Raw genomic sequence first — 12175 nt, forward strand, 5'->3', positions numbered from 1 at the left:
GAGCCAAGATGCATCTAATTCGTCCTCATCAGCTACTGGGCTGCGCTGTACTCGGGCTAAGCCTGTTACTGAGCGGCTGCGGCTTCCAACTGCGCGGCCTGGGTACCGATATGGTCAACCTGCAGGAGCTGCGAGTCGAGTCTCGCGATCAGTACAGTGAGTTGCACCAGGGCGTCAAACAGGCGCTGGAAGACAATGGCGTTAGCATCACAGCTGGCGCACCCTTCCGGCTGCAACTGTTGGCGGAAGAAAGAGACCGCGTCGCCGTCAGCTATACCAGCCGTTCGGCACCAGCCGAATACGAGCTGACCAATCGTTTGTTGTTCCAGGTCAGTGACAGCCAAGGCCGCGCCCTGGTCGGCCCTGAAACGCTCACCGCGCGACGGGTTTTTGTTACCGACAGGGATAACATTACCGGCAGCAACCAGGAGGAAGAGCTGCTACGACAGGAGCTCCGTCAGGACCTGATCAGGCAGATGTTGTTCCGCTTGTCGAGCCTGAGTGAATCGGAATTGTCTGCCCGTGCGCAGGCGCTCGAGCAGCAGGCCTCCCCAGCCACACCATGAAGCTGAATACCGCCCAGCTGTCGCGCCAACTGCAGGACGGCCTGGCGCCGGTATATGTGGTGAGCGGGGATGACCCTCTGCTCACCGGCGAAGTGGCTGATCAGATACGCGCTGCCTGCCGCCAGGCCGGCAGCGAGGAACGTGAGGTGTATCACGTCGAGCGCAGCTTTGACTGGAGCCTGGTATACGAGGCCAGTCACAGCCTGTCTTTATTCTCTCAGAAGCGCTTGATTGAATTGCGCATTCCCGGAGGCAAACCCGGAGACGAGGGTGGCAAGGCCTTGATGGGCTGGCTGGACGCACCGCCGGAAGACACAACGCTACTGATCAGCCTGCCCAAGCTGGACGCCAGCGCGCAACGCAGCAAATGGGCAAAAGCGCTGACCGATCATTCGCAAAGTCGCTTCATTCAGATCTGGCCAATCGATGCTCAGCAATTGCCTGGCTGGATGCGTGATCGTCTGGCCAGTGCTGGCCTGCATGCCAGCCCGGATGCGCTGGAACTGCTGAGCACTCGGGTAGAAGGCAACCTGCTGGCCGCGGCGCAGGAAATCGAAAAGCTCAAGCTCTACTGCCGTAACGGCCAGCTGGATCTGCAGACAGTCCAGCAGGTGGTCGCTGACAGCGCCCGCTTTGATGTTTTCAACCTGGTCGACGCGATGCTCAAGGGCCAGCCGGAACAGGCGCTGCGCATGCTCGACGGGCTCAAAGGCGAAGGCGTGGAAGCGCCTGTCGTGCTCTGGGCTCTGGCCCGGGAGATCCGCGCGCTGGCCAATATGGCTCAGGATATCCGCCGCAACATACCCTTGGACCGGGTATTTGCCAGCCAGCGCCCGCCGGTATGGGACAAGCGCAAACCGGTCCTGACCCAGGCCTTGCAGCGCAATCCAGTCGCCGCCTGGGAGCAGTGGTTGCGCGAGGCGCAGATCGTTGATGAGCAGATCAAAGGCCAGCACCCTGGCTCAGCCTGGGATGGGCTAAGGGCGATGGTCGCCCGTGTCGCAGGTCTGCAATTCTAATTCAGGCAGCTTTTTTCGTCAGGCGCGATACTGCCTTTCAGTGCTTCACCTGGCATGAATAACTTCATCCCAATCATCTATTTCGACAAAGCCTAGCAAGCGTATATCGTTTGCCCGCGAGTCTGCTGAGAGAAAGATGGCAGTACCATATTCAGGGGTATCGCTGGAAAAGCCTAAATCATCTTCAAAACGTGCGATGCAGCTGCTGTGGGTAACTAGAACCAGATTTCTACCCGGTTTCTTGTTGCTCAACGCATCGCGCAAAAATGTATCTTCCTTACGGCAATTGTATAGCCAGCCCTGGTCAGTGCTGCGACTGCTGAATAGCAGGTCAGCGGTCTGATCCGTGCGCGCCAGCGGGCTGTTGTAAATATCGGTCTGCTCCAGCCCCAGGCGGAAAAAATCATCCGACAGGTCTGCAGCTACCAGAACGGAACGCGCGGTCAGACCGTCTTTCTCGACCAAGCAGGGCACATCCGCACGATCACAACGCTCCAGATGTCGGACGACTACAATCGAATCACCGTTGGACCAGCTGTCATAGAGGTATTGCCGCTCACTGATGTCGCTTTCAGACAGGTCGGGCATTGAGGGCGGCATCCACATGAATGCTGCAAATGCTGCCGGAGCAGCAATAGCCAGCAGCAACGCCGCAGCTCTTCGGTATTTCTTCCAAGGTGCTGCGTTTGGTCGTTTCGGACCTGCAGGTTGATCAGGCTTCATCTATACGGCCTCATTATTAGCTGTCTGCGGCGGATGATTGCGCTTCACGCTAGCAAGCTGGTGCAGCTGGAAAGTGTGCCGAGTCTAACAGGTCGTTATGACAGCGGCATTTCAATCCAGCCAAACAGATCCAATCAGCGTAACAACAGTAACGGGCGCCTGGTCTGGGTGAGGATCTTGGTGGTGGTGCTGCCCACGAAGAACTGCCGGACACGCGAGTGGCCGTAAGCGCCCATCACAATCATGTCGATGTCATGTTCTTCCTGGTAACCCAGCAGCACTTCTTCGACGTTCCCCGCCCGAATACATGCCTGCACCTGGTGACCGGAGTTTTCCAGGATCTGCTTGGCCGCATTGACCGATTCCCATGCGTCACGATTATCTGCGCCGACCATGAGCAAATGAATCGGCAGCCCGCTGAACAGAGGGCTCGCCGCAATCATATCGATCCCCTTGCGAGTGCTCGGACCATTATCGAACGCCAACATGACGCTGTTTGGCTGGCGAAATCCCCCCGCCGTTACCAGCGTCGGTTTATGCAGGGTGCGGACAACGCTCTCCAGATGGCTGCCTACATGGCCACCGACTGAATCACCCTCCTCACCCTCTCTGCCGATGACCAAAAGGCGAATCTCGCCCTCCAGCTCTGCCAGCGTTTCCACCAGGTCGCCGTGACGCTGCCGGCCCGTGGCAGCGGCGACGCCTGCCGTCCTGGCGTGCTCTACCGCTGCTTCGAGCATATGCCGTCCTTGCTCGCGCATCAGCTTGCCGCGCTTTTCGTCCAGCTCTGCCAATTCGGCGAGTAAATGTTCGCGACTTCCCAGGCCGATATTGCCTGACAAATTGCTTTCGACCGGATAGCGGGAATGGTCCAGCACATGCAGAAAAGTCAAAGGCGCATTCAGACGCAGACTGGCCCAGGCTGCATAGTCACAAACCGCGGGGGATGACTGGGAGCCATCGACACACGCCATTACTGTATTGGTGGTCACATTCTTCTCCTTGTTCATTGTCAGTGGCCCATCAGTTTGTCGACGGCATCGGGCTTATCGTGCACGCCAAACCGATCAACAATGGTCGCGCTAGCCTCGTTCATGCCAATGATCTCGACTTCGGTCCCTTCGCGGCGGAACTTGATCACGACCTTGTCCAGCGCTGCTACCGCGGTAATATCCCAGAAATACGCACGGTAAAGATCGATCACTACCTTATCCAGCGCCTCTTTGAAGTCAAAGGCGCTGACAAACTTGTCCGAGGAACTGAAGAACACCTGCCCGACAACCTGATAAGTACGCTGATTCCCGGAGCCATCCAGATCACTGCCGACGTGCATGTAGTGACCCATCTTGTTGGCAAAGAACATCGCAGCAAGCAACACACCGACAAATACGCCGTAAGCCAGATTATGTGTGGCCACGACGACAGCCACCGTAGCGACCATGACAATGTTGGTCGACAGGGGGTGCTGCTTGAGATTACGCAGCGAGTCCCAGCTGAAGGTGCCTATGGATACCATGATCATGACCGCGACCAGTGCTGCCATGGGTATCAATGACAGGTAATCGCCCAGAAAGACCACCATGATCAACAAAAAAACGCCCGCACAGAAACATGAGAGCCGGGTACGGCCCCCGGATTTGACGTTGATAATCGACTGGCCAATCATGGCGCACCCAGCCATACCACCGATCAGACCAGAACCGATGTTAGCGATACCCTGGCCCTTGCACTCCCGGTTTTTGTCGCTGGGCGTATCGGTGAGGTCGTCGACAATCGTGGCTGTCATCATGGATTCCAGCAGGCCGACAATGGCCAGAGCTGCGGAGTAAGGCAGGATGATCAGCAGGGTATCCAGATTCAAGGGCACCTGTGGCCAGAGAAAGATAGGCAGGGTATCCGGCAATTCGCCCATGTCACCGACGTTGCGAATATCCAGCCCCATATAGACCGCAATCAAAGTCAGGACCACGATACACACCAGCGGTGAGGGAATCAGCTTGCCAATCCTGGGTAGATAAGGGAACAGGTAGATAATCCCAAGCCCCCCTGCGGTCATCGCATAGACGTGCCAGGTGACATTGGTCAGCTCTGGCAACTGCGCCATGAAAATCAGAATGGCCAGCGCATTGACGAAACCGGTCACCACCGAGCGAGACACGAAGCGCATCAGCAAGCCCAGCTTCAAATAACCGGCACCTATCTGCAGAAAGCCGCAGAGAACAGTAGCTGCCAGCAGATACTCCAGACCATGCTCACGCACCAGGGTCACCATCAGCAGGGCCATGGCACCGGTAGCCGCAGAGATCATGCCGGGGCGCCCCCCGGTGAACGCGATCACCACCGCTATGCAGAAAGAAGCATACAGGCCGACTTTGGGATCGACTCCAGCAATAATTGAAAATGCGATAGCTTCTGGCACCAATGCCAGTGCTACCACGAGCCCTGCGAGTATGTCGCCGCGGATATTGGAAAACCATTGCTGGTGTATTGATTGCGTCAGGGTCATGCGAAGTCCATCCAGTTCGAGTGAAGTGCAAGCAAGGGCAGAGTCCATACGCATAAACAAGGCGCTACCCGCCCGAGATGCAGATTCGGGGTGTCGTTGTTCGCTTGCAGGCTAGTGATAAAGCGGGCGTGCACCATTAACAAGCGCGCACAGCAGACTGGCTGCTTTAGCAGAGAGGGTCAGTGCAACCTATGGTGGCGTAGCGCCGGGAAAGCAGGTCATCGGTAGTCCGAGAGAAAGTTCAGGGAGCAGTACTCTAGCACAGCCCGTTAGGGCTGGACTATTCAAAATGCTGGTCAAAGTGCTGAACTATTAGCATCGTTAGCTTTGGCAAAAACGTTTTTGATAGGTTCTATTTGAGCCTTGAATATGGGCCCTGACTGTTCCATCAGGCTTTGGAGCTCCTGAGCTTACGGCTTGCTGCGAACGCCATTGCCATGATGATCGCTCCCAGCGAATACAACACAATGAACGGATCCAGCAGATAATCCCAGTAATTGTCGGAGACCTTCAAGCCCAGCAGAAAACCGATTGTCGCGAGCAAAAACATCGCCAGGCCAAGGCTGCTACGTAACCAGACCAGCATCAGCGTCAGCAGCCCGACAAAGATGATCAGATACCGCGCGTTGTAACCCCAGCGATAGGTGTCAATCATGCCTATGCCCAACGCAGCAGGGTACAACACCAGCCCCAGCACGCCGAAACAGAGCCACAGAGGCCATTTTTGCGCGACGCTCATGGGCGGCATATAGCCGAGCTTGATCGCTGCGGCAGCTGCCATCCATACCAACGAGGTAAACGCCAGATCATCGGTCAAACCACGCAGCATCCCAGCCAGGGTCAGCCCGGTGGAAAGGGGAATAAGGGCGATCAGGGTCAACGCCAGCAGAGTAGCCAGTCGGTACCCGACCGACAGCCTGCCAAGGGGAAGGAGGAGAAAAATAACCAGCGCAAAGGTGAGCACAGCCTGCCAGCTCGCAATAATCATTTCTGTGCCTCCACCCAAGCCCGGTTGAACGAAACGTGCTTGATAAAACTGTTATTCCAAGAATACACCAGGTGATAGCGGCCATCATCCGAACGGATCATGTAAGGGTACTCGTAATCAAAGTTGCAGAGTCCACGACGACAGACACGTTCTTCCATCACTTGCAGGTACTCGTCGAGCAGCAGCTGACGCTTTGGCCCACTGGCGTTCAGGAACTGCTGGCGCATCAGCGGGGCGTACTCCTTGAACGGGATTGGATCGCCTTCCGCATCGGTGGATTCATCCACAGTACCTATCAGCGACCAGGTACTCAGACTGAAGGTGGATTCATCCAGAGTCAGACGAAAGCGCCCGTCGGCCAGATTGTTCTGGGCGACAAGCAGAGTATTGCGGTGCGAGCGCACAGCCGACAGAGAGGAGTTCGGGTTCCAGGGGTCCACCGGCAACTCTTCGCTCCAGGTCTGCCCTGCATCAGCAGTCATCGTCGCCAGCACATGCCCTTCCTCGACACCGGCATAGCGCAGCAGCGCTATCGCCCGGCGCTTGTCCAGCGTGACTACCGTCGGCTGCAGGGAGTTTGTACCGTCCGCCATGCGGAACTTGTCGACCACGCGACCATCAGCGTCCATGTACAGATATTCGGGAAACTTGCCGAGGAACTCGTGATAAACCGGCAATCCTATGGAACCGTCTTGATGAAATACCGGAGCACTGCGCACCAGGGTACTGATATTGATGAATGGCGAGGTTATCAACTGGCGCGGTTTGGACCAGGTAGTGCCCAAGTCGTCAGAGACCATCACATTAATCGCGCTGCCAGCCCAACCGCCCAGTGATACTGAAACATAGAACAACCAAAGCCGGTCATCAGGGGCCAGCGCGATAACAGGATTACCCAGTTTGCGGATTGGCTTGCCAACCGCCTGCCGGGTCATGTCACGTGTGGCCAGCACTTCTTCATCTCCCCATTCACCGGTAGATGAATCAAAGCGTGCTCCACGTATTTCCACGTCAGCTGCGCCCTCTCTCGAGCCAGCAAACCAGACACTCATCAGGTTGCCGCCGGGTAAAGCCGTGATCGAAGAAGAATGTACGAACTCATCCAGGTCGCTGGACACAAAGCGCCGCGACATTTCCGGCTCGGCGCTGATCTCGGCACTGTCATCCCAGGCTGTTTCAGTCGCGAACCCAGACATCTCATAGGCCGGATACATCCACCATGCCAAGCCGTGAACGCCGATAACCAACGCTGCAGCCCACCACCTGACACGCAACAACCATGACCGCGAAAACATCTGAATCCTCGTATCTAGCTTGAAATTATTAGTCGATCTATCAGCAACGGCTGCCTGCCTGGCCTCATAGCCTGGGCGCAATTCACCCAACAGCTAAGCCGCCGTCAACTTCATCCAGTAAATGGCTCTCGCCTGATGGTCGATCAGCCAACGACCACGCGCTTGGTAAAACTCGGCATGGGTACTGGCAGAGCGTGAACTATGCTTCGCGCCGGCACTCAAATTGACAGTCCGGCGCCCCGCGCGCTGGGATAATACCACCCAGCCTCTATTACATCCATGCGCTGAATGTCACCGCTCAGTCACCCGCAACAGAGTTGGCATGCTAGAGTTGGGGCGACTTTTACCAGTTGGAAGCGATCAATGTTAATCAAGCTGTTGCGCCAGGGTTCACCCCACCGTTACCTGACTACCGCAGGCGTGGCCATGTTACTGCTGGCCGCCTGTGCCGATACGCCGATCAGGGCCCACGCCGACACGGCTATTGCCGCGCCTTTGAACGAACAGCACGAGGACATGACCTTCCAGCAATGGCGCGATCAGTTCCGGGAAGAGGCATTGGCTGCCGGCATTGAGCCACAGCTATTCGATCAAGCCTTCTCCGGCATAACGCCGGACCCGGCTATATTACGTGCCGATCGCAGCCAGCCAGAGTTTACTCGGCCGGTATGGGAATACCTTGAAGGCGCGATGTCTTCCACCCGGCTGTCCAGCGGCCGTCGATTACTTGAAGAACATGCGCAAATGCTGGCCGCCATCGAGCAGCGTTATGGCGTCGACCGCAATATTCTTGTGTCCATCTGGGGACTGGAAAGTAATTTCGGCGCCAATATGGGCAATAATCTGGTCATCCGGGCGCTGGCGACGCTGGCCCATGAGGGGCGTCGACCGGATTTCGCCCATGAACAGCTGCTGGCCGCGCTGGAAATTTTGCAACGTGGCGACATCACTCCCGACGATATGCTTGGATCCTGGGCCGGGGCGATGGGGCAAACGCAGTTCATCCCCACCACCTACAATGTCCATGCAGTGGATTTTGACGGCAACGGCAAGCGCGACATCTGGCACTCTTCAGCTGATGCCCTGGCATCAGCGGCGAATTATCTTCAGGCATCCAACTGGCAGACAGGCCAGCTGTGGGGGATGGAAGTCAAGCTGCCGGACGGCTTCGATTATGCCTTGGCTGATATGTCTATCCGCAAACCCATTAGCGAGTGGAACAATCTGGGCATCACTACAGCCCGCGGCACCGCATTGAACCTCGAGCATCCAGAACAGACCGGCTCATTGCTGTTACCCGCCGGCCACCGTGGTCCGGCCTTTATTGTCATGGATAATTTCCGCAGCATCTTGCGCTACAACAACTCCACCAGTTACGCGCTGGCGATTGGCTTGATGTCGCAGCGCCTGCACGGCGGCGGTCAAATCAGTGCCGGTTGGCCTACGGGCGACAAGCCTCTGTCCCGCAGCGAACGTCTGGAGCTGCAGGAACGCCTGGAGGCCGGCGGGTTCGAGCCTGGCGGGATCGATGGCATTATCGGCGCGAACACGCGCAAAGCCATTCGCCGGCTACAGCTAAGCCTGGGAACTCCAGCGGATGGCTACCCGGACCATGAATTACTCAACGCCCTGCGCCAATGGTCTGAGTGATTGACCAGATCAGTACCCGTGATAGGTGAGACCCGCAAGCCTATCTGCCGATAGCTTGCCGGGTAAACTCTAGCTACAACCAAGGCTGGACCGACGCGGGTTCCTTTTCAGTCGTCTATGGTAAACTGTTGAGCACTCGAGCCGCCCTGCTTGCCAGGCATCCAGCTCGGACGTTAACAGGAGCACAGACTTAGATGAGTGACCAGCCCTTGAAACCGGTTGCCAGCGGGGAAAAATTTCGCAATGCGCAAGGCATTGCTGCGATCAAGGATGGTCAGAAAAGACGCGCCAACGTAGAACCCGTTACCTTCGAACCCAAACCGAAATGGTTGCGCGCGCGCGTCCCCAGCGGCGAACGCTTCGAGGCGGTCAAAAAGAACGTTGCCTCACATAACCTGAGCACCGTCTGCCAGGAATCCCACTGCCCGAATATGGGCGAATGCTGGGCTAATGGCACCGCTACGATCATGCTGATGGGTTCGGTCTGCACCCGCGCCTGTCGCTTCTGCGCGGTGGACACTGGCAATCCGAATGGCTGGCTGGACAAGGACGAGCCGGAAAACACTGCCAAATCGGTCGAGTTGATGGGCTTGCGCTATATCGTTCTCACCTCGGTTGACCGCGATGACCTGCCCGATGGTGGTGCTGCACACTATGCCGCCTCGGTTCGCGCGATCAAAACTCGTACGCCCGCCGTCGTGGTCGAAGCCTTGACCCCGGATTTCGACGGTGTGCAGTCAGCCATCGAGCAGGTGGTGGACTCCGGTCTTGAAGTGTTTGCGCAGAATGTCGAAACGGTGCGGCGCCTTACGCATGAAGTGCGCGATCCACGCGCGGGTTACGAAAAAACCCTCAAAGTGCTGGCACATGCCAAGCAACACCGCCCGGACGTCCTCACCAAAACCAGTTTGATGCTGGGTCTGGGTGAAACCGATGAAGAGATTCTTCAAACTTTTGATGACTTGCGAGCCATTGGCGTCGACATTGTGACCTTGGGACAATACCTGCAGCCAACCAAAAACCACCTGACCGTGAAGCGCTGGGTGACGCCTGAGGAATTCAATCGTTACCGCGACATTGGCCTGGCCAAAGGCTTCATGGAGGTTCCTTCCGGGCCGCTGGTGCGTTCCAGCTACCGGGCCGATCGGGTTTTCGAGAAGAACAACCTCGGGTTAGCCGCGCCAGCGGCTGTGCCAGGCCATGTGCCGAATGAGAACCTGATCCCTACCCGCTCGGTCAGTTGAAACCTCTGATTGCTATCAAGCGCTGGGATAACCCAGCGCCTGACGCAAGGCGATTTCCAGCCGCGCCTCTACCTCTGTTATAGGCACATCAGCCATAACATGCTCGCGCAGCTGGGTCATTTGCAGCCCGGCGTACCCACAGGGGTTGATACGCTGGAACGGTTGCATGTCCATGTCAACATTCAACGCCAAGCCGTGAAAGGAACAGCCCCGACGAATCCGCAGACCTAGAGAGGCAATCTTGGCCGCGCCGACGTAAACGCCGGGGGCATCAGGGCGCGGCGCGGCGGCAACTTCATACTCAGCCAGCACGCTCACCAAAGCGCGCTCCATGGCACTGACCAGATCCCGTACGCCGATATTCAGCCGGCGTATATCCAGCATCAAATAGGCTACAAGCTGTCCAGGACCATGATAGGTCACCTGCCCACCGCGCTCGGCCTGAACAATTGGAATATCGCCCGCGGCCAGCACATGCTCAGCTTTACCCGCCTGCCCCTGGGTAAACACTGGAGGATGCTGCAGTAGCCATATCTCGTCTGCACTGCTGGCATCCCGCTCCGCGGTCAGCCTACGCATGGCCTCCAGCGTGGGCAGGTAATCTACCTGTCCCAACTTGCGCACTACCAGTGGCGGCAGCATCACAGGACCATGTGTACCTTGCCGGTAGCCTTAAGGTCCGCATGCAGAGCCTGAAGCTGATCCGGTCCGGTGGCGGTGATCTGCAAGCGGACCGAGAGGAAACGCCCGTTTTTGCTGTCGAGCACTTCAACCACCCGGGTGTCGGAACCCGGCGAATGGCGTTCGGCGATACGCACCACCATGTCTGCAAAGCCCTCCCCCGCCTCGCCGATCACCTTGATCGGATACAGACAGGGAAACTCGATACGCGGCGCATCGGCAGGCCCATTGATTGGCAAGTCACTCATACGGCTGCCTCGGTTATCAGTTGAAAAGACCGTAAAAAAACAGGCGGATGCTGTCCCACAGGCGTCCGAAGATACCCGCTTCTTCAACCCCGGCCAATGCCACCAGAGGCGCAGTGTGCATGACCTCATCACCCAGTTTGACCTCCACCTCACCCAACACATCGCCAGCGACAATAGGTGCTTTGATCGGGGAGTTGACGGTAATACCGGCGACCAGCTTTTCTACCTGCCCTTTGGGTAGGGTTAAGGTCAAACCGTCTGCCAGACCCAGTTGCACCTGATCGTCGACACCTGCCCAGACTTTCTCGGTGGACAGTACCTGACCCGGCTCGTAGAAGGATTTGGTTTCAAAGAAACGGAAACCCCAGGTCAACATTTTCTGTGTTTCCGCAGCGCGCGCCTGCTCGCTGTCAGTACCCATGACCACTGCAATCAAGCGCATGCCGTCACGCTCCGCGGAGGACACCAGGCAATAGCCGGCTTCTTCGGTGTGACCGGTCTTGAGACCGTCCACGGTGCTGTCACGCCAGAGCATCAGATTGCGGTTGGGCTGACGAATGCCGTTCCAGAAAAACTCTTTTTCCTTGTAGATACTGTAGTGCACCGGATCGTCACGAATGATCGCTTTGGCCATGGTGGCCATATCCCGTGCGCTGGACAGGTGGCCTTCGGCGGGCCAGCCAGTAGAGTTTTCGAAATGAGTTGTAGTCATGCCCAGTCGCTGCGCGTGGCTATTCATCAAATCGGCAAAGGCCTCTTCGCTACCGGCAATGTGCTCGGCCATGGCAATACTGGCGTCGTTACCCGACTGAATGATGATGCCGCGCAACAGGTCTATCACCTTCACCTGATTGCCGACCTCGATAAACATTTTCGAGCCGCCTTTGCGCCAGGCTTTTTCGCTGACCAGCACCAGATCCTCTTCCTTGATCTGACCACGGAGGATTTCCAGACTGGCAATGTAGCTGGTCATCATTTTGGTCAAGCTGGCTGGTGGCAGTGCCTCATCGGCATTGTGCTCCATCAGCACTTCACCGCTGTTGGCGTCCAGCAGAATGTAACTGGACGCAGCCAATTGCGGTGCGCTCGGCACAATAGGTGCTGAAGCCGGAACAGTAGGCGTCGGTGTTGGCGTGGGCGTTGGGGTCTGTGCGTGTGCTACCGCAGCCATGACGACTGATCCAGACACCAGCAGATTGAGCATTAATTTTTTAAACATGTGACTCACTGTAGACAATATGAAGGTTGGTTGAGT

12 protein-coding genes are annotated in these 12175 nt (G+C 57.1%); 4 read left to right on the top strand and 8 right to left on the bottom strand.

The window, feature by feature from the left end; translation table 11 throughout:
* The first annotated feature begins 8 nt into the window (after positions 1-8).
* Positions 9-566, top strand: coding sequence for an LPS assembly lipoprotein LptE (gene lptE / locus EAO82_RS17050; protein WP_174959008.1), 558 nt, complete (start codon positions 9-11; stop codon positions 564-566).
* On the top strand, positions 563-1585 hold the full coding sequence (gene holA, locus EAO82_RS17055) for a DNA polymerase III subunit delta (protein ID WP_096348368.1): 1023 nt from the start codon (positions 563-565) through the stop codon (positions 1583-1585). The genes lptE and holA overlap by 4 nt, the downstream gene beginning before the upstream one ends.
* A 45-nt stretch (positions 1586-1630) precedes the next feature.
* On the opposite strand, the gene EAO82_RS17060 is transcribed toward holA, so the two are convergent.
* From EAO82_RS17060 to EAO82_RS17080, 5 genes are all read right to left on the bottom strand, one after another.
* The gene (locus tag EAO82_RS17060; RefSeq protein WP_143520391.1) at positions 1631-2173 is read right to left on the bottom strand and encodes a histidine phosphatase family protein; all 543 of its coding nucleotides are present in this window, start codon (positions 2171-2173) and stop codon (positions 1631-1633) included.
* A 269-nt stretch (positions 2174-2442) separates the two neighbouring features.
* Positions 2443-3318 (bottom strand): universal stress protein, encoded by an 876-nt coding sequence (locus EAO82_RS17065; RefSeq protein ID WP_096348370.1) that lies wholly within the window; start codon positions 3316-3318, stop codon positions 2443-2445.
* 2 nt (positions 3319-3320) lie between these two features.
* The gene (locus tag EAO82_RS17070) at positions 3321-4814 is read right to left on the bottom strand and encodes a SulP family inorganic anion transporter (RefSeq protein WP_410402958.1); all 1494 of its coding nucleotides are present in this window, start codon (positions 4812-4814) and stop codon (positions 3321-3323) included.
* A 388-nt stretch (positions 4815-5202) separates the two neighbouring features.
* Positions 5203-5802 (bottom strand): hypothetical protein, encoded by a 600-nt coding sequence (locus tag EAO82_RS17075; protein ID WP_096348371.1) that lies wholly within the window; start codon positions 5800-5802, stop codon positions 5203-5205.
* The gene (locus EAO82_RS17080) at positions 5799-7097 is read right to left on the bottom strand and encodes a sialidase family protein (protein ID WP_096348372.1); all 1299 of its coding nucleotides are present in this window, start codon (positions 7095-7097) and stop codon (positions 5799-5801) included. Before EAO82_RS17080 ends, EAO82_RS17075 begins: the two co-directional genes overlap by 4 nt.
* Positions 7098-7460: 363 nt before the next feature.
* Between EAO82_RS17080 and EAO82_RS17085 the strand changes: the two genes are divergently transcribed.
* Both EAO82_RS17085 and lipA read left to right on the top strand, forming a co-directional pair.
* Entirely contained in the window at positions 7461-8747 is a 1287-nt protein-coding gene (locus EAO82_RS17085; RefSeq protein WP_096348373.1) for a lytic murein transglycosylase, read from the top strand.
* A gap of 194 nt (positions 8748-8941) precedes the next feature.
* Positions 8942-9991, top strand: coding sequence for a lipoyl synthase (lipA, locus tag EAO82_RS17090; protein ID WP_096348374.1), 1050 nt, complete (start codon positions 8942-8944; stop codon positions 9989-9991).
* A gap of 15 nt (positions 9992-10006) precedes the next feature.
* Here lipA and lipB read toward each other — a convergent pair whose 3' ends face one another.
* Genes lipB through EAO82_RS17105 form a run of 3 tightly spaced genes read right to left on the bottom strand, consistent with a single transcriptional unit; the run spans position 10007 to position 12091 of the window.
* Positions 10007-10633, bottom strand: a complete 627-nt coding sequence (gene lipB, locus EAO82_RS17095; protein WP_096348375.1) for a lipoyl(octanoyl) transferase LipB — start codon at positions 10631-10633, stop codon at positions 10007-10009.
* Positions 10633-10920: a DUF493 family protein gene (locus tag EAO82_RS17100; RefSeq protein ID WP_096348376.1), complete on the bottom strand. Its 288-nt coding sequence runs from the start codon at positions 10918-10920 to the stop codon at positions 10633-10635. Before EAO82_RS17100 ends, lipB begins: the two co-directional genes overlap by 1 nt.
* 16 nt (positions 10921-10936) lie before the next feature.
* Positions 10937-12091 carry a D-alanyl-D-alanine carboxypeptidase family protein gene (locus tag EAO82_RS17105; RefSeq protein ID WP_096348377.1) on the bottom strand — a complete coding sequence of 385 codons (1155 nt, stop codon included), beginning with the start codon at positions 12089-12091 and terminating at the stop codon, positions 10937-10939.
* Positions 12092-12175 lie beyond the last annotated feature (84 nt).

The organism is Halopseudomonas pelagia (assembly GCF_009497895.1).
Taxonomy (GTDB): domain Bacteria; phylum Pseudomonadota; class Gammaproteobacteria; order Pseudomonadales; family Pseudomonadaceae; genus Halopseudomonas; species Halopseudomonas pelagia_A.